Here is a 22,673-nt window from a genome sequence, read left to right as displayed (position 1 = left end):
CATGGACATCCTCAGCAGCCGAGTCATCCTGCGGCCCGCCGACTACCGGGCAACCCTCGCGTTCTACCGCGACGGACTCGGCTTGGCCATCGCGCGCGAGTATCCGGGCGGCACGGTTTTCTTCGCTGGACAGTCGCTGATCGAGGTGGCCGCGCACGGCGGATCGGGCAAATCGACCACCTTCGAGGGCGCGCTCTGGCTGCAGGTTCGCGACATTTCGGACGCGGCGGCGGAGCTTGCGCTGAAGGGGATCCGCATCGAGCGCGAGCCGGTGCGCGAGCCGTGGGGACTGATCGAAATGTGGGTGCGCGATCCGGACGGCGTGCCGATCGTTTTGGTCGAAGTTCCCGCCGAGCATCCGATCCGGCGGGATTCGCGCTGGTCACCGGACTGATCACGCCGGCAGCGGTGGCGCGGCCGGTCCGGCTCGAGTTGCCAATGCCGACCCCGGCGAGGACGATAACCACGGATGACCTCCCGACCGCCGACGTCCGGGTGAGCACCGCTGAGTACCGTCCTCCGAGTGAATCGCAGTCTCGATGTCCGGCGTACCCGACTTCTTCTCCCCTGACGCGGCCGAACCCCCAGCGCGCCGCCCCAGCAAACCGACCCCTGCCGCGTGCGGTCATGTTGACATGACACGATCAGACTCGTGAGGGAGCGCAGCGAGCGAACCATGAACACAGCGCGCCTGCGCACGACGGCGCCGAGCACCAGCGAGGTGCGGTCGCGCACGACGGGGGCGAAATCATGAGCCGCACCCTGCGGACGCTGCCGATGCCGACCGGATCCGGGCTCGGCGATGTCATGCCGCATCTGCGAGAAGTGTTGGAGGGCAACGGCCCCGCGTGGTTGCCGATACCGACCAGCGACCGTCGGGAGGCCCGGCGACTGAGCGATGCACTATCGCCCGGCGAGCTGATCGATGACGAGGCGGCACTGGTCGTGACCACCTCCGGCACCACCGGTGTGCCGAAGGGCGCCATGCTCAGCTCCGCCGCGCTGCGGGCCAGCGGGACTGCGACACACGATCGACTCGGTGGTCCCGGCACCTGGTTGCTGGCCCTGCCGACCCATCACATCGCGGGCATCCAGGTGTTGCTGCGCAGCATTCTGGCCGGTACCGAACCCAGCGTGCTCGACGTTTCCGGCGGATTCCTCCCCGAGGCGCTGGCCGGCGCGATTTCGGGTATGCGCGGTGAGCGCCGCTACACCGCACTGGTACCGACCCAGCTCATCAAGGCGCTGGAGGCGCCCACCGCCGCGGCGGCACTTGCCCAGTTGGACGGCGTGCTCGTCGGCGGGGCGGCCACTCCCGCGCCGGTCTACGAACGCGCGAAAGCGGCCGGTATCAACGTCGTTCGCACCTACGGCATGAGCGAAACCTGCGGCGGCTGTGTGTACGACGGAGTTCCGCTCGACGGCACCGAGATTCGTATCGAGGACGGTCGCGTACTGCTCGGCGGCGCGATGATCGCCATCGGCTACCGCGGCCAGCCCGACCATCCCGCGTTCGCCGAACCCGGCTGGTTCCGCACCGAAGACGCGGGCACCTACGAGAACGGCGTGCTCAGGATCAGCGGACGGCTCGACGAGGCCATCATGACCGGCGGACTGCTGGTCATCCCGCAGGTCGTCGAGGCCGTGCTGATCACCCATCCCGGCATCAGCGAATGCGTGGTGCTCGGTCTGCCCGACGATCGGCTCGGCCAGCGGGTCGCGGTCGCGGTGGTGCCCGCCCCTGGCGCCAACCCGACCCTCGAGGAACTGCGCGATCACGTCGTGCGCGAACTCGATTCCATCGCCGCACCGCGCGAGCTGGCGCTGCTGGACGAGCTCCCGCTGCGCGGCCCCGGCAAACCCGACCGCGTCAAACTCCGTGAGCATCTCCTCGCGGAGTCGACGCACTGACACCGGGTTCCGCGGCCGAATCCGTGGCACCCACTGCGGTCGACGATCAACGACTCGAGTCGGGCACCGGACAAAGCTGATGAGCGCGGCAAGCCCGACCGGCTCGCAGCCGCCGGACACGCATGGCCGCGGCATCGCCCACGATTGCCCAGGTGACGCCCAGGCGTGTGCCCGGTACCTCCCCCGAGCAGGCTCGTATTGCCGGGGGGCACACGAACATGCAAGTGGGTGCAAGAGTGCGGTGACACCGCGGTGCAAGGATCGTGCAAGACGCGGACCCCAAAGTCTTGTGCATGACTTCTTACACACCCACTTCAGCGCTCGCCGTCGAGGCGGACAGCCTGGTCAAGGTGTTCGGGGAACAACGCGCCGTCGACGGTGTGAGCCTGGCGGTTCCGCAGGGCTCGGTCTACGGCGTGCTCGGCCCGAACGGCGCGGGCAAGACCACGACCATCCGCATGTTGGCCACCCTGTTGCGCCCGGACGGCGGCAGCGCCCGCATCTTCGGCCGTGACGTCGTCGCGGAACCGACGGCAGTCCGGTCGCTGGTCGGCGTCACCGGGCAGTACGCCTCGGTCGACGAGGACCTGACGGCCACCGAAAATCTGATCATCTTCTCCCGCCTGCTCGGCCTCGGCCGGATCGATGCCAGGCGCAAGTCGGTCGAACTGCTGGAGGAGTTCGACCTCACCGAGGCTGCGAACAAGCCGCTGAAGAACTTCTCCGGCGGTATGCGACGCCGTCTCGATCTGGCTGCCAGCCTGATCGCGACACCGCCGCTGCTGTTCCTGGACGAGCCGACGACCGGCCTCGATCCGCGCACCCGCGCCCAGATGTGGGAGACCATCCGCCGTCTGGTCCGCGAGGGCGCGACGGTGCTGCTCACCACGCAGTACCTGGACGAGGCCGATCAGCTCGCGGACCGGATCGCCGTCATCGACCACGGCAAGGTGATCGCCGACGGCACCGCCGACGAACTCAAGGCCTCGGTCGGTGGCTCCTCACTGCATCTGACCCTGGTCGACCGGGCCCAGCTCGAGGAGGCCCGCCGAGTTGTCGGTGACTTCCTCGGCGTCGACGCCCAGATCACGCCGGAGGCCGGACGACTCACCGCGCCGCTTGCGGACGCGGGCATGACCGCCGATCTGCTGATCCGCCTGCGCGAGTGGGAGATCGCGATCGACGAGATCACCGTCACCAAGCCCAGCCTCGACGAGGTCTTCCTCACCATCACCGGCCACCCGGCCGACGACAACGATTCGGAACGGAGCGCGGCATGACCACCATCACCGCACCAACCCCGGCGCGCCACGCCGCGCCGACCGCAATCCCGGAGGCCAGCAACAAGATCAGCCTCCGTCGGACCGTCGAGACCTCGTTCACGATGGCCTACCGCGGCATCATGAAGATCAAGCACAATCCGGAACAGCTGTTCGATGTGACGATTCAGCCGATTCTGTTCACCGCGCTGTTCGCCTACATCTTCGGCGGCGCGATCTCGCACAACGTGCACGCCTACCTGCCGATCCTGATTCCGGGCATCCTCGTGCAGACCGTGGTCCTCACCTCCGTCGTCACCGGTACCCAGCTGCGTGAGGATATGGACAAGGGCGTCTTCGACCGGTTCAAATCCCTACCCATTTCCCGCATTTCGGCGCTCGCGGGCGCATTGATCGCCGATATGGTGCGCTACAGTCTCGCGACCGTGCTCACCGTGGTCGTCGGTCTGTGCCTCGGCTACCGTCCCGGCGGCGGGTTCGTCGGGGTCGTGGTCGCCGGTCTGGTGGTGATTTTCTGCTCGTTCGCGGTGAGCTGGATCTGGGCGCTCGTGGGCGTCACGGGTAAGAGCGCCGCCGGCGTGCAGGGCATTTCGATGATGATCATGTTCCCGCTGACCTTTATGTCCGGCGCGTTCGCACAGGTCAGCACCATGCCCGGTTGGCTGCAGGGGATCAACCACGCGAACCCGATCTACTACATGGTCAATGCCGCCCGAGAGTTGATGAACGGCAACGTCTACAGCAGCGATCTGGTCTGGTCACTGGTCGGCTCGGTGGTCGTGATCGTGATCTTCGCACCGCTCGCGGTCCGGGCTTACATGCGCCGAGCTTGACCACTCAGGTCTGACCGCTACCCGAAGTCGCGGTGGGAGACGACAAGTCACCCACCGCGATTCTCGTTGTCCCAGGACAGTTCCTGCAGGAGTTCGAGAATCCGCGCCGCAGCTTGCCGTCGACGCATCCCGTCGGCCCGGGTCACTGCTTCGTCGAAGCGCTCGTCCCCCACCGTTGTTCGGTGCAGTGCCGCGTGCCGCCGCAAATCAGCCGACGGATTATCCTGTCGCGCCACCACTTTGCCGGCCAGCGACACCAATTCCAGGCCGATCGCCGAATCGCGTCCGACCGCGAGACAAAACGTTCCGACCGCGTTGCCGACCGCACCGATCTGCGGCAGGTCGTAGAACTGCCCGAGTCGGCCCATCGCGAGGCGGAGCAGCGTGCGCGCGATATCGTCGGCCTCCGCCGCCCGCCCGTGCAACACGTACGCGTCCACCGCCCCGCTCGCGGTCATCAGAATGCCCGGACCGGGCATCGGTTCGTCATCGGGCCAGCCGTACAGGTCGAGTGCCCGACGATAGTGGCGCAGCCCGGCGTCGATATCGCCCTCGGCCAGTTCGAGTTCCGCCATTCCGATGACAACCGGTGCCAGGCGGTGGTTGCGTCGGATGTGCGGGTCTTCGATCGCGGTACCGTGCGCCGGATCACCATCCGCAGCACCGAGCGCGAAGCCCAACTCCCGCCGCGCTTCGGCGAGCCGACCCGTGCCGATCAGCGATACCGCGAGATAGCTGCGCATCTCGACAGCTTCTTCGTGGGCACGCAACTCCCGCAACAGTTCCGCGGCCCGACGGTAATAATCCACCGCATCGGCATAGTGCGCGGTCTGTCCGGCCAGCTGCCCGAGATGCTGGGTGACCATCGCCGTGCCCCAGACATCGCGGCCCTCGATCAGCTGCAAGGCAGCCTTCGCGTCCCTGGTGGAGCCGTAGACATCGCCCGCGTTTTCCCGGATATTCGCGCGCATGAATACCGCCGCGCCGCGCACCACGGGGTCCGGCGACCGGGCGCCGTCCGCGAATCGCCTCGGCGTGTCCGAGCCCGAGGCATCCCCGCAGGCCATAGCGCCGAGAAAGCGCGCTCCACCATTGAGATCGATTGCGGTGCTGAGCAATCGACGGATCCTGGCCCGCGTGGTCGCCACCCCGCGCAGGTCGGCGCCGAGGAACACGACGTGCATGCCGATCTGCAGGTGCGCGAGCATCTGCAGATCGGCGACCGGACCGCGCACCGGACCGGGTTCGGGCGCCAGGGTCAGAATCCGGCGCGCCCAACCGCTCAGCTCCATATGCGCGCCACGCATCACCCATATCGTGCCCACAACCGGGAAGACCCGGTACACCGTGCGGGCGTCCCTGCGCTCCAACGCATATCGCAGCACCGCGACCAGGTTGTCGAGTTCCGCACCGACCGAGAGCACGGTGGCCACCTGCTCGTCGGAGACATAGCGGTGCACCGTGGCGATCGAATAGTCACGGGCCCAGCGCGACATGCGATCCATCACCACGGGACGCTCGTCGATCGCACCCGAAATGCCCGCCGCCGCATCGGATCCGGTCAGCGCGAGCTGTTCCTCACCGAATTCGCGAACGGTTTCCAGCATCCGGTAGCGGGTGCCGATCAGGCCCTCATCGTCGTCCAGGACGGTCAGCAGCGATTGGCCGACCAGTCCGTCCACGGCCGTGGCCACATCGTCGACGTCGGGGCCGCCCGCCACCACTTCGGCGGCATCGAGGGTGAACCCGGCCGGAAAGCGGCACAACCTGCGCAAGGCGATCTGTTGCGGCTCCTCGAGCAGATTCCAGCTCCATGCGATCACCGCATGCAAGGTGCGGTGGCGTTCCGGCGAGGAGCGATCTCCACTGCGCAGCAAGGCGAATCGGTGTTCCAGGCGGGTTTCGATTTCCTCGACGCTCATGGTCCGCACGCGGGCGGCCGCGAGTTCGATGGCCAGCGGCAGGCCGTCCAGTGTGCCGCACAGCCGGGCCACCACCTCGGGATCCAGACGGACTGTCGGCCGCACCGCACGCGCTCTGGCCATGAACAGCTCGGTGGCGGGCGACCCGGCCGCGTCGATTGCCAGAGGTGCCAGTGGGTAGACCGTTTCCGCGGTGATCGCCAGCGGCGCTCGGCTGGTGGTGAGGACACTGAGCTGGTCGCAGCTGCCGACCAGGTCGGCGACGACCTCGGCGACCGCGTCGATCAGATGCTCGCAGTTGTCCAAGATCAATAGTGTCGGGCGGGCAGCGAGCGCATCGCGCAGTCGACGACCGGCATCGCTGTAGCCGGTGGAGCGCCGCCACGCCGTCTCCCGGACGATCTCGCCGAGACCGAGCGTGGTGCTGATCGCGGCCTCGACATCGGCGCGCGGGTCCGCGTCGGCGGCCGTATCGGACCGCACCGACGCCAACTCGACCAGCACCACGGATTCGCTGCGCGCGACCCGTGCGCCCAATTCGTTGGCCACCCTGGTCTTTCCGGTGCCGCCGGGGCCGAGGACGGTGGTCACCCGGGAGCGGTGCAGTAGTTGCTCGAGCGCGTCCAGATCGTCGGCACGTCCGAGCAGGGCATTGGGAGCCGCGCGCAGGCCGATCGCGGAGCGGGCACTCGACGGCACCGCGGCGGCCGAATCCGAAACTCGTCCAATCGAATCCAGTGCCGTCCGGCCTGCGGAATACCGTGCGACCGAATCCGCTACCGCGGAATCAGCTGGTGTGACCGAATTCACGGCGGGCGTCGGCTTCGGTTCGACTCCACCATGATCGGTCCGCGATGCGAATCCGGGCACCGGATCACCCCGCAGGATCGCGGTATTCAGCTCGACCAGCGCCGGACCCGGATCCGCGCCGAGTTCTTCGACAAGTCGCCCACGAATCGATGCGAAGACATCGAGGGCTTCGTTGGGCCGACCGGCCGCGGCGAGCAATCGCATCAAGGTGGCGTGCGCGGCCTCGTCGAGCGGCTTGGCGGCCGCGGTGCGGCGGGTGATCGCCACCGCGCCGTCGAGATCACCGCCGGCGACCCGGGCGGCGACCTCGATCGCCTCCAGTTCGGACCAGCGGTGGGCGGCCGCAGCGCGTAGTTCGTCGGCGAGGTCGCCCGCGGGTAGGTCGGCACCGGGCTCGCCGCGCCAGAGCGATCTGGCCTGGGTCAGCACCTCCAGACATCCGGCGTGGTCGCCGTCGGCCTGCTTGGCGCGAGCCGCGCGCACCAGGTCGTCCGCGAGGGTCAAATCGACCTGATCGGCGGTCAGTGTGAGGCGGTAGCCCGCCGGGCCGATCTCCAGCGCCGCATCCGGTAGCGCCGCGCGCAGTCGCGACACCTGGGTGTGCAGCGCGTTCATCGGCGCGCGCGGCGGCTGCTCACCCCACACCTCATCGATCAGCGCCTGGGCACTGCGGCTGCGGCCGGGACGTAGGGCCAGCGCGGCGAGCAGCAGTCGCGACCGTGCCCCGGGTAGTGCTGCGAGCGTGCCGTCTCGGCGTAGCGCGATTTCGCCCAGCAGGGCCACTACGACCGATTCGCCTGCGGGCGTCGTCAGGGTTTGACTTCGGCCGTTCGGGCCGCTCTGATCGGGAAACATTCCGTGGTTATCGTATGCGAGCCCCGGCGCGAGCGACGGGCCCACAGGCGGTAGCACAGCGCGACCGCAGAGGGACCCGGGTGTGCCGAAATCGAATACTGTCTGCCAGGCTGACATGGTTTTTCGCCCCTGTTCGGACCGGTAAGTCGCTTACGCTGTGCGCATGGCTGAGTTCGAAATCGTTCGGCAGGCTGTGATCACAGCCGAGCCCGCGCGCATTCATGGGCTGATCGATAACTTCCACGAGTGGACCAAGTGGTCGCCGTGGGAGGACGTCGATCCCCAACTGCAGCGGAAGTACTCCGGGCCGGACGCCGGAGTCGGCGCCAAGTACGCCTGGGACGGCAACCGCAAGGCCGGTCGCGGCAGCATGGAGATCACCTCCAGTGACGACCGGGAAATAGGTATCCGGCTGGCCTTCGAGAAGCCGTTCAAGGCCACCAATAAGACGACCTTCGAGCTGAACCCGGTCTCGGCCCTCGAAGGAGGAGAACCCCGCACCGAGGTGGTCTGGCGGATGAGAGGCGAGCACAAGGGCCTGATGGGAGTGATCGGGAAGGTGTTCCCGATCGACAATATGATCGGCAAGGATTTCGAAAAGGGCCTGGACCGACTGAAGACCGCCGCCGAAGCCAACTGAACCGCCCGAGCGGACCGAACCGCGGCCGCGCATTAGGCTGCGAACATGGCTACTGCAGCGCAATGGATCGAGGGCGCACGGCCCCGTACCCTGCCGAACGCGATCGCCCCTGTCCTCGCCGGAACCGGCGCCGCCGCCTCCATCGATGGCGCGGTGTGGTGGAAAGCGGTTCTCGCGCTGCTGGTTTCGCTGGCCCTGATCATCGGGGTGAATTACGCCAACGACTACTCCGACGGCATCCGCGGTACCGATGACGTGCGGGTCGGTCCGCTGCGGCTGGTCGGGCAGAAGCTCGCCTCGCCCGCCGCGGTCAAGAATGCCGCGATCATCAGCCTGGCCATCGGCGCGGTCTTCGGGCTGGTGCTCGTCATCGCGACGGCGTGGTGGTTGCTGCTGGTCGGCATGGCCTGCCTGGCCGGTGCCTGGTTCTACACCGGCGGCAGCAAGCCCTACGGCTACAGCGGGTTCGGTGAGCTCGCGGTCTTCGTCTTCTTCGGTCTGATCGGTGTGCTCGGCACCGAATTCGTACAGGCCGAGCGGGTCGAATGGGCGGGCCTGGTGCTCGCGATCGGGGTCGGGGCGTTCTCCAGCGCGGTGCTGGTTGCCAATAATCTGCGCGATATCCCGACCGATACCGAATCCGGGAAGGTCACGCTCGCGGTCAAACTCGGCGATCCGCGGACCCGGACGCTGCACCTGGCGCTGCTCGCGGTGCCGTTCATCGCGACGCTGCTGTTGGTCGTCCGCACGCCGTGGGCGCTGGTCGGACTGGTCGCCGTGCCGTTGGCGGTGCGCGCCAACGCACCGGTGCGCTCCGGTAAGGGTGGACTGGAATTGATTCCGGCGCTCCGCGATTCGGGGTTGGCGCTGTTGGCGTGGTCGGCGGTCACCGCGTTGGCGCTGGGTATCGCCGGCTAGTAGCGCGCGGGCGACCAGGTCGGTCGCCCGCGCCACAGCTGTTAGTCGTCGCCGTCCGGAACCAGGATGCCGAGGACCCAGTTGACCACCGCGACGATGATGCCGCCCCAGACGGCGGCCCAGAAGCCCTCGACGCGCAGGCCGTAGTCGGTGGTCTCGCTGATCTTCGCGGTGAGCCACAGCATCAGCGCGTTGATCACCAACAGGAACAGACCGAGGGTCACGATGACCAGCGGTAGCGATAGAAGTTTCACGATCGGTTTGATCACCGCGTTCACCACGGTGAAGACCACCGCGACGACCAGGATCACAATGACTTTGCCGCCATTGCCCTTGTCCTCGGGACTGAGTATTTCGATCTTGTCGACCCAAGCGGCGGCCAGCCAGATGGCCACCGCGTTGATGATCAACCGAATCAGAAGCTGCATGCGCCAATGCTAGGCCCGACGGGCGGGCATGTGCTGCCACAAAGCGCGAATCGAGCGGCGCGCACACGCCCGAACCATCACGCGGCACGGTCGAGCAACGCGTGCACCTTCGGCCGGAGCGCATCGATCGCTTTCGCACCGCCGAGGATGCGGGTGGTGGTGGCATTGGGCGCGCGCAGAATGCCGAGCAGCAGATGCCCGGATTCGATGGACCTGTCCTTACGGGCCAGTGCTTCGCGCAGTCCCAGCTCCAATACCTTCTTGGCATCCCTGGTGAACGGGATGTGGCCCCAGTTCCGATCGCGGCCGCGGCCGAATCGGGACCGCTCCTCGGGCACGGCCCGTTCCAGCGCGTCCTCGCCGAAGGTGGCCTCCAGACTCTCGCGCACCGCATCCAGATCGATGCCGATCGAACGCAACGCCTCGGCGTCCTCCGCACCGAGCGGCTGGCCTTTGGCCTGCTGGCCGAGGGATTCCAGCACCTGTCGGTGGGTGAGCCCCGCCTCCTCGAGCAGTGTCTTCAATTCCGGCTCGCCCTGCGCCAACAGACCGAGCAGCACATGCTCCACCTCGATCTTGGGTGCGCGCAGCTCCCGCGCGTCTTCCTGAGCGATGACGATCGCCGTCCGCGCCGACCTGCTGAACCGTTCGAACATCAGCGGTTCCCGCCTCTCCGGTTGTATTTCTGGTGGACCGCCTGCTTGCTGACCTCGAGCGCCTCCGCGATCGCCTGCCAGGACCAGCCCTGCTCGCGGGCATTGGTCACCTGGATCGCTTCCAGTCGTTCGAGCAGCCGACGCAGCGCGAGCACCGCGCGCAGCCCGACCTTGGGGTCCGGACTGCCCGCGGCGGCCGCCAGTGTGGTTGCTTCAGTCATGTCGTCAATTTTTATTGACGAACTCCGGAGTTGTCAACAAAAATTGACGACGTTCGGCGCAAGAGAACCCCGGCGCCATGGCCGGGGTTGCGATATCGGGTGCTAGCCGGACCAGATTCCGGTCGCGGCGAACTTCTCCAGGATCGCGGCGGGTTCGGTGAGGTTCATGCCCTGCGCCTCGACCCATCCGTCATCGAAATACGTTCCGGCATAACGATCTCCGCCGTCACAGAGCAGCGTGACGACACTTCCCGAACGTCCGGCGGAGATCATTTCGGCGATGAGTGCGAACGCACCCCACAGATTGGTTCCGGTGGAACCGCCTACGCGGCGGCCGATTACCCGACTCGCGAACCGGGCCGTGGCGATCGATGCGGCATCGGGCACCTCGATCATCCGATCCACCACCTGACCGATGAACGACGGCTCGACCCGCGGGCGGCCGATTCCCTCTATCCGCGACGGCATTCCGGTCTGATATCCGGCGTCGGCGGTTTCGTAGCCGCCGTAGAACGCGGAGTTCTCCGGGTCGACCACGGCCAGTTTCGACGGGTAACGGTGATAGCGGATATAGCGACCGATGGTGGCACTGGTACCGCCGGTACCCGCGCCGACCACGATCCAGTCCGGCACCGGATGCGCCTCCAATTCCATTTGCTGGAAGATGGATTCGGCGATGTTGTTATTGCCGCGCCAGTCGGTGGCGCGCTCGGCATGGGTGAACTGATCCATGAAATGGCCGCCGCATTCGGCAGCCAGCCGCGCCGCCTCGGTGTACATATCCGGTGGACGCTGCACGAAATGGCAACGGCCGCCCTGGGCTTCGATCAACTCGATCTTCTGCGGCGAGGTGCTCGCCGGCATCACCGCGACGAAATCCAGGCCGAGCAATTTGGCGAAATACGCCTCGCTCACCGCGGTCGAACCGGACGACGCCTCGACCACCGTGGCGCCCTCGGTGACCCAGCCGTTGCAGATCGCGTACAGGAACAGCGACCGCGCCAGCCGGTGCTTGAGGCTGCCGGTGATGTGCGTCGACTCATCCTTCAGGTACAGCTGGACGTGCCAAGCCGCGGGCAGCGGGTACCGGATCAGATGCGTGTCGGCGCTGCGCTGGGTGTCGGCCTCGATGAGCCGCACGGCATTGTCGACCCAGGCGCGTGGCGTACTGCGATCGCAGTACTTCACGAGGCCGCACCGGTCGGGTCGTCGTCACCACGCAGCCGGGCGCGCAGCTGCGCCTTGTCCTGGCGGCGCTTCGCATCGACGACCGCGATGTCCTCGTTGACCCGAGCGCGCAATTTCTTGAACAGCGTCAGCGACAGCGGCATCGCGATGATCAACGCGAACAGCGCGGCGACCAACCACGGGACATCCACCGATACGAGCCGGGCGACGCCGACGATCGCAGCGCCGATGACGACGACCAGCGCCAGCCTGGCGAGCGTGTACAGCGCCAGATTGCGGGCCAGCCGCGCGCCGACGCCAGCGGTTTGCTGTGCGGGTTCACCCTTCGGTGGCGTTGCGTCACTCACGTCGTCCAGCCTATGCGAAGCTATGACCCAGCCTCGGCGATACCTCCGGTCGAACTGAGCGGCGGCCTTGCCTGCGCTCGGCCGAGCGCAAGGGACCGGAGACGGACTACCTCCGACTGCGCCTGACCAGGGCTCATATCCGTTTTGTCTATTACTTCCCCTTTACCAACTGTAGGTGGTTCGAGTACCTAGGGGTTGCAGTGCAACGATGGCGCCATCTGATGAGGGAACTGTCGAGAACGGAGAGGTTTGCTATGACTGCGATCACCGTCGGCGGCCAGGACACCCTGCTGACACCGGGCCAAGTCGCCGCCATGTTCCACGTCGATCCGAAGACCGTCACCCGCTGGGCCCACGCCGGGCGCCTGGGATCGCTGCGGACGCCGGGCGGACATCGCCGGTTCCGCGAATCCGAAGTACTTCAGCTGCTCCAGTCCCTCACCACCGAGGCCACCGCACGCTGAGCCTGGTCCGCGGGCCTGTAGCTGTGAGTTCGATCCTCCTGTCTAGGGGCCCGCACCCACCAATTTCGTGTCTGCGGTGTTCGAAGGCTACGCACGCGACTACCCTCGTTAGCAGGAGGTGAGCGACGTGACGTACCTGTTGGCACTCATCGCAGTTGTGGCAGTCGCGGTGTTGTGCTGGAAGGCGTTCGGCCCCGAGAAGACAGCCGGACCGCCCACGCGTTCGCCGCAGCGCAAGCGCATCATGGGGCCGGACGACGACGCCGAATTCCTCTGGCGCATTTCGCGCCAGCATCGTGATGGTGACGGGTCCGCCGAGCGCTGAGTTTCGTTGCGCTCGGTTCGCCGGGCGGTTTCCGGTGGACGGATGGGCCCGTGGCAGATAGAGCGCCTCGTCGTGCCCGAAGAAGGCTCGAATCCCTCAGTCGCGCAACCCGAATCGACCGCGCGGTTCTTGCTGCAACCAATGACGAATCGCGCGCGATTTCCTGCGGCGCACACTTCATGCGTGGGCGCGGCCCGATCGCCGAGCGATGCTCCGGCAGCCACATTGCATCAGCCTGCGAACCGAGCCGGCCAGCATGTGCAACAACGATCACTCACTGCCATCGGCAGCCGCGCCACAGTACTTCCTGAGATCCGGAAGCGAAGTCCGCACCCCCGATGACTACCTCGTACGAGGTAGACCCTGCGCGAGGTAGTCAGCGGGGGTGCGAGAGCTCAAACGATCACGGCTCGCCGTTGATGACGGCCATGAGGGCGTCCATGAACGACTGGCCGCCCATGATGTAGCCGCCGGCGATCGCGCCGACTACCGCGCCGATCGGGCCGGTGATGATGCTGAAGAAGAAGACGCCGACGATGGCGCCGATGATGAGGCCGAGGACGCCGCCGAGGACCACGCCGACGATGTTCTTGTTGATTTCGTCGGTCAGGCGGGCCATGGAATTGACCGGCTGCATCTCGCCGATGTTCTTGGCGCTCAATTTCGGTGTGAGAGCGAGGGTTCGGCCGTTATCGGAGATCGTCTGGTCGACCGCGACCTTCGTACCGGAGAGCTCGTAGGTCAAGGGGACTTCCGTCACCACAGCACCGGCATCGGACTTCAGCAAAACCTTGGTGCCGTTATCGGCGAGTTCGAACTTGCCGCTGTCGACCTCGGTGGTGAGAACGCGATCCCGGTGCCCATCCGAGATTTCGGAAGCCACTGTGTGGTAACCGATTCCCTGCTCGACGCCGGAGGCCGACACCTCTTTGGCAACTTCCGCTGGCTTCGCATTCGCGGTTCCCGCCGCGATTCCCACGGCGGCGATGGACACGAGGGTGACGGCGAACGTGCCGAACTTCATCAAGGTTTCCTTCTGACAAGCACCGGCCCCGGTAGCCGGTTGACGCGTCTAGCGCCACGTAGCTTGTTGCCCCGCACGGCATTTGGGAAACCCCTGACAGTCATCGTTATTCGATTGTTATTCCAGCATCCGACCTATGGTCATTTCACACAAGTATCCTTTTTATCCTCGAAAATGGGTGACTCGACGCGCACACACCGGATGGTGTAGGCATGACGTGATCTCTCACAATTGCAACTTTCAACTTCGTATCTCGGCGCGCGAGTTCGAACAGCCCTGGAGGACGTCACAGGTGTCGCGTCAACGTGTCCGTGCGGGTCTCACCTTGACGGTCTTCATAGCTGTAACCGCGCTGGCCGCGGCCGTCGTGGCGGTGGCGGCGATGTCGCTCAGCAACGACAAATCCACCACGAGCAGCCCATCGCCCGCGGCCCAGAACGACGCCGCGCCGACCACCGCGGCGGAACCGTCGTTCCCCGAGCTGCCGCTGACCACCCCCGAGGCCCCGCCGACCACCTCCGCCATCCGCAGCACCTTCGACAAGATCGCGGGCGGTCTGAAGGTGGACGTCGGTGACTGCGTCGAAATCGGCGGCAGCGGCGACAACCCCACCCTCGGTAAGGCCACCTGCGGCAGCGCGACCTCCAACTACAAGGTCATCGATAAAGCGGCCGATAACGCCGCCTGCCCCACCGACGCCGACCGCGCCCTCAACGACACCCTGCACGGCATCAACCGCGCCGCCCTGTGCCTGGACATCGACTGGGTAATCGGCGGCTGCATGGACCCGAACAAAGACGGCCCCAAACGCCTCGACTGCAACACCAAGGGCGTCCCCAACGCCGTCCGCGTCATGGACGTCAAACAAAAAACCACAAACGTGAACGTCTGCTCCTCCAGCGACCGCGGAATCGTCTACCAACAACGCCAATTCGTAGTCTGCGTCCACCGGTTGTAGGCCCGGGCCGAGTGCTGCGGACGTTGCGTTCCGGTACGCGATGGGTCCCTGGGCGGATCAGAAGGTGAACTGTCTGCCGTAGGCGGTGGTCTGTACCGTCTCCACCGCGGTACTCACCGTGGCGGTGATGAAGGGGACGGCCGATACCGGTGAGGCACACTGGCCGACGTTCAACGCGGCGTTGTTGAAAATGAAGTGGTACGGGAACACGGTCTGGTTGTCCAGGTCGGTCGTCACTGTCGTGACGGTGGTGATCTGGCCCGGTGCCAAGGTGGCTTCCAGGACCTGTGTCAAGCCCAGGGCCCCGCCGACGGTCGGTCCGAGGCTCGCGCTGGGGGCCGAGGCACTCGGGGATGTGGTCTCGACACTCGGGGATGTGGTCTCGACACTCGGGGATGTGGTCTCGACACTCGGGGATGTGGTGTCGGCGCTTTGGGGGGTGGTGGCAGCACTCTGAGACGTAGTGGCAGCGCTTTGAGGGGTGGTGGCAGCGCTTTGAGGGGTGGCAGCAGCACTCTGAGGGGCGGCAGCAGCACTCTGAGGGGCGGCAGCAGCACTCTGAGGGGCGGCAGCAGCACTCTGAGGGGCGGCAGCAGCACTCTGAGGGGCGGCAACACTCTGAGGGGTGACGGCAGCACTCTGAGACGTGGCGGCAACACTCTGAGGGGTGACGGCAGCACTCTGAGACGTAGTAGCAGCACTTTGAGGGGTAGTGGCACTCTGAGACGTCGTGGCGGCACGCGGCGTCGCGGGGACGGTCGTCAGCGTCGCATTCGGTAGCGTGGCGGCAACGTTCGACTGGCTGAATTCGGGGGAAATACTCGCCGCCAGCCCTTGATTGGGATCGATTCCGACGGTGAAGCCGTTGTCCAGACTGATCGCGCAGCCGAGGAGGAACCCCGCGACGGCTTGGCCGGACATTACTCCATCACCCTCCACGTTCAGCGAGTAGTCGCCGGATAGCTGCGCGGCATGCGCGAACGTCATGAGAAAGTTCGGCATCCGGTCGCCCGCTGGGTCCACGTTGACGCTCTCCACCGATGTCGTCACATGCACCCCGGCACCGGATACGTCCGCACCCGGCGGTTGGGCTCGGCTCGGCTCGACGCTGGACCACAGAACCACAGCCAGGACGGCCACGACCACACCGGTCGCGATAAAGACGAATCGAGGTCGCATATCTGATCCCGTTTCGAATCGGATGTACATCAGCGGCGGCTAAATCGCATGACCAGACCCACATAGCTAATATTTGGCAAGCATAGTGGGATACCGTCCCGACTCGTTCAGGCTGCGGGGCGTGTCGCGCACCGCCCCGGGCTCAGCCGTGGCGCCGATATCAAAGACCGTGCAGACCCGCGTTCTTCACGGGAGCGCGGTGACAACGATGCGGTATTACGCCCATCTGTGGCCGGACGCGGACGCGACAACCCGTGCCGCCCGCTAATTCAGGCCCGCGTACGAGTGCAATCCGCTGATCACGATGTTGATGATGAACAAGTTGAAGAGCATCGCGACGAACCCCGCGATGTTGATGTACGCGGCCTTGGTGTCGCGCCAGCCCGAGGTGGCGCGGGCGTGGAGGTAGGCGGCGTACAAGACCCAGGCGATGAAAGAGCAGGTTTCCTTCGGATCCCAGCCCCAGAAGCGGCCCCAGGCGGCTTCGGCCCAGATGGCGCCGAGGATCACGCCGGCACCGAAGAGGGGGAAGCCGATGATGGTGGTTTTGTAGGCGAGGCGGTCGAGGGTGCGGGCGTCGGGGAGGCGGCGGGCGATGGTGCCGAGGATGTTGTCGGATTCGGCGCCTTCGGGCTGACGCAAGCGGTAGAGGAACAGCAGGCTGGCTATGCCGGAGACCAGGAAGACGCCGCTGCCGATGCTGACGATGGTGACGTGGATGGGCAGCCAGAACGACTTCAGTGCGGGCACAACGGGTGCCGCGTCGGCGTACAGCAAGGTGCCTGCCAGGAACAGCAGGATCAGGATCGGGACGAGCAGGAAGACCCACATCGAGCGGTAGCGCTGTTCGCGCAGGAACACCATGCCGACCACGGCGGCCGCGGCGGTCGCCATGGTGACGAATTCGTACATGTTGCCGAGCGGGAAGCGGTGGGTTGCGAAGCCGCGCAACACGATCGAGGTCACATGCAGGGCGATGGCGACGAACAGCACCGAGAATGCCATATTGCCCGCGCGTTCGGCGAACGGCTTGGCCTGCGGCGTCTCGACCCGACCGGGTCCGGCGGGACGATCGGAACCACCGCCGGCAGTTACCAGTTCACGCGCGACGACCTTCTGCGTCCGCGCCGCCGCGTACTGCACGATCAGCAGCACCAGCACCAGCGCGTACACGACGATCGCCGATTTGAAGGCGAGATCGCTGTACTGGGCGATGGTCTCGTCGATCGGCATGGTCACTCTCCCGTGGCGGATCGGTCATCGAGCAGGCGCTTGCGCAGGCGATCGAATTCGCCGCCCCAGCCCGCCTGATCGGTTCTGGCGAGCCCGCCCATCTCTACTACGGTGCGTCGTTTGTCAACGGTACCCGCTTCGTCATCGGCCGGGTACACGCGGATCCAGATGCGTCGCCGCTTCACCAGCAGCGACACCAGCAGTCCGGCCATCATGGCCAGCGCGCTCACCAGCACCCACTGCTGGGCCGGATCGTGGGATACCTGCAGATTCACGAATTCCTGCGCACCGTCGAAGGTGACCTTGGTGCCATTGGGCAACGTCGACGACTCGCCGGGACGCAGATTGACCCTGGCCTCCTTGGTCAGCCGCCCCTGCTTGACCTGCTCGGTATCCAGCGCGAACAGCGACTGCGGCTTGCCGGTATCGAGACCGGTATCGCCGCGATAGATGTCCACCGCGACGGCCGGATCGTTCATGGTCGGGAACGAGGAGGTCAGCAGGCTGCCGTGCAGTAGCGCGGTCGGCGCGAAGAGCCCCTCGATGGCGATCTGGTTCTTGCGGCGCTCTTCGTCGGTCGCGTACATGCCGCCGGGCGGATCGATCCGCAGCACACCGCTGGACAGGAAGGTCTGCGCATTATCGGGCCGCCACTGGATGGTCTCGGTCCGGGTCTGGCCGTTCGGGAAGGTCACCGTGAACGTCGGCGCGTAACCGTGGCCCTGCAGATACAACCGGTCCCCCGAGACGCGCAGCGGATGGTTCACCTGGATCTGCGCACCGCGCCAGGTATCGCCCTGCAGATCGCCGCCGGCCTGATATTCGATATGCGAGGTGAACATCTCGGCCTGACCGTTCTGCAGGTAATCGGCCTTGAAGTCCTTGACCCGCACGCACAATGGCGCCATACCGGTGCCGTCGTTGATATTGCCCGCCTTGAACGAGTCGAAGACGGCGGGCGAGGTGGTGCAGAAGCCGGGACCGTTGTTCGCGATGACGATCACACTGCCCTCGTAACCGAACAGCTTGCCGACCGCGATCGCGACGAGCAGCCCGACCAGAGCCAGGTGGAAGACGAGGTTGCCGAGTTCGCGGGTGTAACCCTTCTCCGCAGAAAGGGTGATCTCGCCGTCACGAGTGCCGTCGCGCACCTCGGTCCGCCAGCCGCGCAACTCTTTTCGAGCGTGCTCGAGCGCGGCGTCCGGCGTGCCATCGATGGTCTCGGAGTAATGGTGCGGCAGCCGAGACAGGTTGCGCGGTACCCGGACCGGCGGCGTGCGCAGCGCGCGATAGTGGTCCAGGCAGCGCGGCAGAATGCAGCCGACGAGCGAAATGAACAGCAGCGCATAGATTGCCGTGAACCAGAAGCTGGAGAACACGTCGAACAGCTGGAACTGGTCCATCCACGGTCCGAGCGTCGGGCGGTCGGCGATGTACTGATCGACCTTGCCCTCGTTGAGATTTCGCTGCGGCAGCAATGCACCCGGAATCGCGCCCAGGGCCAGCAGGAACAGCAATACCAGCGCGGTGCGCATGCTGGTGAGCCCACGCCAGGCATTGCGCACGAGCGCCCACGCGCGACCCGGTAGCGACTGGCGCGGCGGCGTGACCGGCGCCTCGGGTCTGTCGATCACGGTCATATCGGCAGCGTCACCTCGGAAACGAACCCGTCGCGCACCCAGGCGACGAACTGGTCCCACGCCCCTGTGACCAGCGCGATCCCGACTGCGACGAGCAATATGCCCCCGATGATCTGAATGGTGCGCGAATTGCGCCGCAGCCAACCGACCCCGCGCAACGCACTCGCCGACCCGAAGGCCAGGATCACGAACGGCAATCCGAGGCCGAGACAGTAGGCGACGATCAGCGCGACGCCGCGCACGGCCGTCGTGCCCTCGGTCCCGGCCGAAACCGCCATCACCCCGGACAGCGTCGGCCCGAGGCACGGCGTCCAACCGAGCGCGAAGACCGCGCCGAGCAGCGGAGCGCCCAGAACACTGGTGAGCCTGCGCGGCTCCATCCGCGTATCGCGCTGCAACGCGGGGACCAAGCCGATGAATACCAGCCCCATCAGGATGGTGACCACACCGCCGACCCGTTGCAGCAGTCCACGATTCACGTTCAGGGTCTGGATGACGCCGAAAACCGTTGCGGTGGCGAGCACGAACACCACGGTGAAGCCCGCGACGAACAAACCGGCCGCACCGGCCACTCGGATCCGACCCGTACGTGCCGCAGCCCGATCGACCGAAACCGCTGTGCCGCCAAGGCTTTTGGCCTGCGCTGCGGTGGCGGGCGGCGCCTCGGCGCCGACCAGCCCGGCCAGATAGGACAGGTAACCCGGCACCAGCGGCACCACACACGGCGAGGCGAACGAGACCAGTCCGGCCAGTAAGCATGCGCCGAGCGCCAATAACAGCGGCCCCGTCGCCGCCGTCTGCTGGAACGAATCACCTACTGCGGCAAGCACCATCAGTCGGTCTCCACCGGGGGTCGATCAGCACGCTCGGGCACCGGTGCTGATTCCGGGACGAAGTCCATCATGGAATCGGCTGCGGCGCTGCGCGGTACGGCGGCAACGCCGACCCAGCGGTCATCGACCGTCCAGACACCGCGGACGAGACGGGCGGCCTGCCGCGGGCGACAGGCACGCGGGCTACGAGTACGGCGATCGCGATTCACGATTGCACCTTTCCTACCGCTCGCTATGGAGCGGGACGTAATTACGACATGGGCCGAACGACTTGTGCGGGGTCACTGCGAACCTTCCGCGGCAATGCGTTCGACAACTGGTTGGAGGTCTTCCGCCAAGAGCGAGCGGAGGAAGACAGCGGCGACCCGATGTTGCCGATCCAGCACCAGCGTGGTGGGAATGACACTGGTCGGGAAGTTGCCGCCGAGCGCGAGCAGGGTGCGCATGGACGGGTCGTAGACGGACGGATAACCGACCTTGTTGTCGACGACGAAGTCCTGTGCCTTGTCCTGCTGGAAATCACGGACATTGATGCCGAGAAAGACGACGCCCCTGTCCTTGGTTGCCTCGTAGACCTTTTCGAGCGCGGGCGCCTCGGCGCGGCACGGCCCGCACCACTGCCCCCACAGATTGAGCACGACCACCTTGTCCGGGAAGTCGGCGACCGAGGTGGTCTTGCCCGAGGTCATCAGATCCGGCCCGGCGAGCTTGCCGATAGTGCCACGCGCGGCGGGCGGATCGTAGAAAATATCGGTTTTGCCACCGGGCGAGACGAATTCGAACGTACCGCCGGAGGCCACCGCATCCTTCCCGGTCGAACAACCCGCGAGCGCGGCCACCAGGGCCACGCACGCGAGCAGGACCGACGTGAAACGCCGGGCCGACGGCCGGGAAGAAGTTCTCATGCGCCGTGCACCGTGGGATCCGAACCGCCTGCGGGCTCGGAGTAGACGATGTCGACGAGGGTATCGCCCTGGTAGACCAGCGAGGTCAGCGAGGCGAGCGAGCACTGCCGATGCCGCGGATCGTGCCAGAGCCGCTGACCCTGCAGGAACCGCCGCAGCGTCCAGACCGGCAGCTGATGCGAGACCAGCACCGCCTCGTGTCCGGCCGCCTCGACCCTGGCCTTATTGACCGCGGCCAGCATGCGGTGCGCGATCTGCAGATACGGCTCGCCCCAGGACGGGGTGAACGGATCGCGCAGCTTCCACCAGTGTCTCGGCTTGCGCAACGCACCGTCGCCGACCGATACCCGCAGGCCCTCGAAGGTATTACCGGCCTCGATCAGGTTCTCGTCGGTGCGCACGAGCAACCCGTGCTGACGCGCGATCGGCTCGGCGGTCTCCTGCGCACGCTGCAGTGGCGAGGCGATCACCACCGCGATGTCGTGGTCGGCCAGCGACCGCGCCACCGCACCGGCCTGCGCGCGACCGGTCACCGACAGGCTGAATCCAGGCAGGCGACCGTAGAGAATGCCCTTCGGGTTGTGCACCTCGCCATGCCGCAGCACGTGCACGATGGTCTCGACGGTGTCGTCCTCGACCGCGTCGACCGGCGCAGCGGCATCGGACTCGTCGGCGAGGGCGGCCGTTTCCACACTGTCGACTGGAGTCTCTGGTACTTCGCGCATTTCTGAATCTGGCTGGTCGGAACTCACGCGCGGGATCCTTCGGGGGTGGCGGCCGCGGCCGCATGTGCGGCGGCGGGCAGGGCGGCGGCGATACGGTCGAATGCGTCCTCGTCGAGCGCCGCGGAGACGAACCACGCTTCGAACGCGCTCGGCGGCGCGTACACACCGCCGTCGAGCAGTGCGTGGAAGAAGGCGGGGAAACGCCAGGTCTGGCTGGCTTTCGCGGCAGCGTAGTCGGTGACCGGACGGTCGGCGAAGAACACGCTCACCATATTGCCCGCGAACTGGACCTGATGCTCGACCCCCGCGGCACCGAGCGCCTCGGTGAACAAGCCGCCCAGCCGCTCGGCATTGCGATCCAGTGCGGCGTACACCGCGTCATCGGCCGCGCGCAGCGAGGCGAGCCCAGCTGCGACGGCGACCGGGTTCCCGGAAAGGGTGCCCGCCTGATACACCGGGCCAAGCGGCGCAAGGTGATTCATGATCTCGGCGCGCCCGCCGAACGCGGCGGCAGGCAGCCCACCGCTCATCACCTTGCCGAAGGTGTAGAGGTCACCGGCGACACCGTCGCGGCCGAACCAGCCGGACCGGCTCACCCGGAACCCGGTCATCACCTCGTCCATGATCAGCAGCGCGCCGTCGTCGGCGGTCAGCTTGCGCAGGCCCTCGTTGAAACCGGGCAGCGGTGCGACCGCACCCATATTGCCCGCGGCCGCCTCGGTGATCACACACGCGATTTCACCCGGATGCGCGGCGAACGCGGCGGCAACGGCCTCGATGTCGTTGTACGGCAGCACGATGGTGTCGCCCGCCTGCGCGCCGGTGACACCGGGCGAGGTCGGCAGGCCGAGGGTCGCGACACCGGATCCGGCGTCGGCGAGCAGCGCGTCCACATGGCCGTGGTAGCAACCGGAAAATTTGATGATCTTGGCGCGACCGGTGTAGCCGCGGGCCAGCCGGACCGCGCTCATGGTGGCCTCGGTGCCGGAGTTGACCAGGCGGACCCGCTCCACCGGCGCCATCCGTTCGGCGATCAGCTCGGCGAGTTCGATCTCGGCCTCGGTCGGCGCGCCGAAGGACAGTCCGCCGACGGCCGCGCGCTGCACCGCCTCGACCACCTCGGGATGCGCGTGGCCGAGAATCATCGGACCCCAGGAACACACCAGGTCGACATACTCGTTCCCGTCGACATCGATGAGTGTGTAGCCCTTGGCCGATGCGATGAATCGCGGTGTGCCACCGACGGACTTGAAGGCCCGCACCGGCGAATTCACACCACCCGGAATCACCGAAGCGGCCCGGTCGAAGAGCTGAGCCGAGACCGGCACCGATGCCCTGGTCACGCGCGGAGAAGAACTCACGACGTCCAGTGTCTCAG

24 protein-coding genes are annotated in these 22,673 nt (G+C 66.5%); 9 read left to right on the top strand and 15 right to left on the bottom strand.

What is annotated here, in order from left to right; all coding sequences use genetic code 11:
• The first annotated feature begins 1 nt into the window (after nt 1).
• From ACIBW7_RS25930 to ACIBW7_RS25915, 4 genes are all read left to right on the top strand, one after another.
• Entirely contained in the window at nt 2-394 is a 393-nt protein-coding gene (locus ACIBW7_RS25930; RefSeq protein ID WP_397050534.1) for a VOC family protein, read from the top strand.
• A 356-nt stretch (nt 395-750) separates the two neighbouring features.
• On the top strand, nt 751-1,911 hold the full coding sequence (gene menE, locus ACIBW7_RS25925; RefSeq protein ID WP_397050532.1) for an o-succinylbenzoate--CoA ligase: 1,161 nt from the start codon (nt 751-753) through the stop codon (nt 1,909-1,911).
• 293 nt (nt 1,912-2,204) lie between these two features.
• On the top strand, nt 2,205-3,191 hold the full coding sequence (locus ACIBW7_RS25920; protein ID WP_397050530.1) for an ATP-binding cassette domain-containing protein: 987 nt from the start codon (nt 2,205-2,207) through the stop codon (nt 3,189-3,191).
• The gene (locus ACIBW7_RS25915) at nt 3,188-4,024 is read left to right on the top strand and encodes an ABC transporter permease (protein WP_397050528.1); all 837 of its coding nucleotides are present in this window, start codon (nt 3,188-3,190) and stop codon (nt 4,022-4,024) included. The genes ACIBW7_RS25920 and ACIBW7_RS25915 overlap by 4 nt, the downstream gene beginning before the upstream one ends.
• A gap of 47 nt (nt 4,025-4,071) precedes the next feature.
• Here the strand turns inward: ACIBW7_RS25915 and ACIBW7_RS25910 are convergent, their stop codons facing one another.
• The gene (locus tag ACIBW7_RS25910) at nt 4,072-7,611 is read right to left on the bottom strand and encodes an AfsR/SARP family transcriptional regulator (protein ID WP_397050526.1); all 3,540 of its coding nucleotides are present in this window, start codon (nt 7,609-7,611) and stop codon (nt 4,072-4,074) included.
• 163 nt (nt 7,612-7,774) lie between these two features.
• On the opposite strand from ACIBW7_RS25910, the gene ACIBW7_RS25905 reads away from it, so the two are divergent.
• Together ACIBW7_RS25905 and ACIBW7_RS25900 are read left to right on the top strand one after the other, a co-directional pair.
• Complete coding sequence (locus ACIBW7_RS25905; RefSeq protein ID WP_397050524.1) at nt 7,775-8,251, top strand: SRPBCC family protein; 477 nt, start codon at nt 7,775-7,777, stop codon at nt 8,249-8,251.
• A gap of 45 nt (nt 8,252-8,296) precedes the next feature.
• On the top strand, nt 8,297-9,169 hold the full coding sequence (locus tag ACIBW7_RS25900; protein WP_397050522.1) for a 1,4-dihydroxy-2-naphthoate polyprenyltransferase: 873 nt from the start codon (nt 8,297-8,299) through the stop codon (nt 9,167-9,169).
• A gap of 41 nt (nt 9,170-9,210) precedes the next feature.
• Here the strand turns inward: ACIBW7_RS25900 and ACIBW7_RS25895 are convergent, their stop codons facing one another.
• The 5 genes from ACIBW7_RS25895 to ACIBW7_RS25875 all read right to left on the bottom strand — a co-directional run bounded on the left by ACIBW7_RS25895 (nt 9,211) and on the right by ACIBW7_RS25875 (nt 12,009).
• Complete coding sequence (locus tag ACIBW7_RS25895) at nt 9,211-9,597, bottom strand: phage holin family protein (protein WP_397050520.1); 387 nt, start codon at nt 9,595-9,597, stop codon at nt 9,211-9,213.
• A 77-nt stretch (nt 9,598-9,674) separates the two neighbouring features.
• Complete coding sequence (locus tag ACIBW7_RS25890) at nt 9,675-10,253, bottom strand: Clp protease N-terminal domain-containing protein (protein ID WP_397050518.1); 579 nt, start codon at nt 10,251-10,253, stop codon at nt 9,675-9,677.
• Nucleotides 10,253-10,474: a hypothetical protein gene (locus tag ACIBW7_RS25885; RefSeq protein ID WP_040696163.1), complete on the bottom strand. Its 222-nt coding sequence runs from the start codon at nt 10,472-10,474 to the stop codon at nt 10,253-10,255. Before ACIBW7_RS25885 ends, ACIBW7_RS25890 begins: the two co-directional genes overlap by 1 nt.
• Before the next feature lie 102 nt (nt 10,475-10,576).
• Nucleotides 10,577-11,662 carry a PLP-dependent cysteine synthase family protein gene (locus ACIBW7_RS25880; protein WP_397050516.1) on the bottom strand — a complete coding sequence of 362 codons (1,086 nt, stop codon included), beginning with the start codon at nt 11,660-11,662 and terminating at the stop codon, nt 10,577-10,579.
• On the bottom strand, nt 11,659-12,009 hold the full coding sequence (locus tag ACIBW7_RS25875) for a DUF4229 domain-containing protein (RefSeq protein ID WP_397050514.1): 351 nt from the start codon (nt 12,007-12,009) through the stop codon (nt 11,659-11,661). Before ACIBW7_RS25875 ends, ACIBW7_RS25880 begins: the two co-directional genes overlap by 4 nt.
• Before the next feature lie 254 nt (nt 12,010-12,263).
• Here ACIBW7_RS25875 and ACIBW7_RS25870 point away from each other — a divergent pair, with 254 nt between their 5' ends.
• Both ACIBW7_RS25870 and ACIBW7_RS25865 read left to right on the top strand, forming a co-directional pair.
• On the top strand, nt 12,264-12,473 hold the full coding sequence (locus ACIBW7_RS25870) for a BldC family transcriptional regulator (RefSeq protein WP_040696172.1): 210 nt from the start codon (nt 12,264-12,266) through the stop codon (nt 12,471-12,473).
• Between the two features lie 127 nt (nt 12,474-12,600).
• On the top strand, nt 12,601-12,798 hold the full coding sequence (locus tag ACIBW7_RS25865; protein WP_357471640.1) for a hypothetical protein: 198 nt from the start codon (nt 12,601-12,603) through the stop codon (nt 12,796-12,798).
• Nucleotides 12,799-13,201: 403 nt separating this feature from the next.
• On the opposite strand, the gene ACIBW7_RS25860 is transcribed toward ACIBW7_RS25865, so the two are convergent.
• Entirely contained in the window at nt 13,202-13,822 is a 621-nt protein-coding gene (locus ACIBW7_RS25860) for a hypothetical protein (protein WP_397050511.1), read from the bottom strand.
• A gap of 292 nt (nt 13,823-14,114) precedes the next feature.
• Here ACIBW7_RS25860 and ACIBW7_RS25855 point away from each other — a divergent pair, with 292 nt between their 5' ends.
• Entirely contained in the window at nt 14,115-14,780 is a 666-nt protein-coding gene (locus ACIBW7_RS25855) for a hypothetical protein (RefSeq protein ID WP_397050509.1), read from the top strand.
• Between the two features lie 57 nt (nt 14,781-14,837).
• On the opposite strand, the gene ACIBW7_RS25850 is transcribed toward ACIBW7_RS25855, so the two are convergent.
• The 8 genes from ACIBW7_RS25850 to hemL all read right to left on the bottom strand — a co-directional run bounded on the left by ACIBW7_RS25850 (nt 14,838) and on the right by hemL (nt 22,656).
• Nucleotides 14,838-15,959 carry an MspA family porin gene (locus ACIBW7_RS25850; protein ID WP_397050804.1) on the bottom strand — a complete coding sequence of 374 codons (1,122 nt, stop codon included), beginning with the start codon at nt 15,957-15,959 and terminating at the stop codon, nt 14,838-14,840.
• 264 nt (nt 15,960-16,223) lie between these two features.
• Nucleotides 16,224-17,192 carry a c-type cytochrome biogenesis protein CcsB gene (gene ccsB, locus ACIBW7_RS25845; protein WP_063045377.1) on the bottom strand — a complete coding sequence of 323 codons (969 nt, stop codon included), beginning with the start codon at nt 17,190-17,192 and terminating at the stop codon, nt 16,224-16,226.
• 2 nt (nt 17,193-17,194) lie between these two features.
• Nucleotides 17,195-18,832 carry a cytochrome c biogenesis protein ResB gene (locus ACIBW7_RS25840; protein ID WP_397050506.1) on the bottom strand — a complete coding sequence of 546 codons (1,638 nt, stop codon included), beginning with the start codon at nt 18,830-18,832 and terminating at the stop codon, nt 17,195-17,197.
• Nucleotides 18,829-19,665, bottom strand: coding sequence for a cytochrome c biogenesis CcdA family protein (locus ACIBW7_RS25835; protein ID WP_397050504.1), 837 nt, complete (start codon nt 19,663-19,665; stop codon nt 18,829-18,831). Before ACIBW7_RS25835 ends, ACIBW7_RS25840 begins: the two co-directional genes overlap by 4 nt.
• Nucleotides 19,665-19,874 carry a hypothetical protein gene (locus tag ACIBW7_RS25830; RefSeq protein WP_397050502.1) on the bottom strand — a complete coding sequence of 70 codons (210 nt, stop codon included), beginning with the start codon at nt 19,872-19,874 and terminating at the stop codon, nt 19,665-19,667. The genes ACIBW7_RS25835 and ACIBW7_RS25830 overlap by 1 nt, the downstream gene beginning before the upstream one ends.
• 72 nt (nt 19,875-19,946) lie before the next feature.
• Entirely contained in the window at nt 19,947-20,570 is a 624-nt protein-coding gene (locus tag ACIBW7_RS25825) for a TlpA disulfide reductase family protein (protein ID WP_387294355.1), read from the bottom strand.
• Nucleotides 20,567-21,295: a histidine phosphatase family protein gene (locus ACIBW7_RS25820; protein ID WP_397050802.1), complete on the bottom strand. Its 729-nt coding sequence runs from the start codon at nt 21,293-21,295 to the stop codon at nt 20,567-20,569. The genes ACIBW7_RS25825 and ACIBW7_RS25820 overlap by 4 nt, the downstream gene beginning before the upstream one ends.
• Nucleotides 21,296-21,318: 23 nt before the next feature.
• A complete protein-coding gene (gene hemL / locus ACIBW7_RS25815) occupies nt 21,319-22,656 on the bottom strand; it encodes a glutamate-1-semialdehyde 2,1-aminomutase (protein ID WP_397050499.1) in 1,338 nt (445 codons plus the stop codon).
• Nucleotides 22,657-22,673: the final 17 nt, after the last annotated feature.

The sequence above is a fragment of the Nocardia sp. NPDC049526 genome (assembly GCF_044465765.1).
Taxonomy (GTDB): domain Bacteria; phylum Actinomycetota; class Actinomycetes; order Mycobacteriales; family Mycobacteriaceae; genus Nocardia.
Note: the sequence above shows the minus strand (reverse complement) of the source record. Positions and strands in the feature narration are given on the sequence as shown.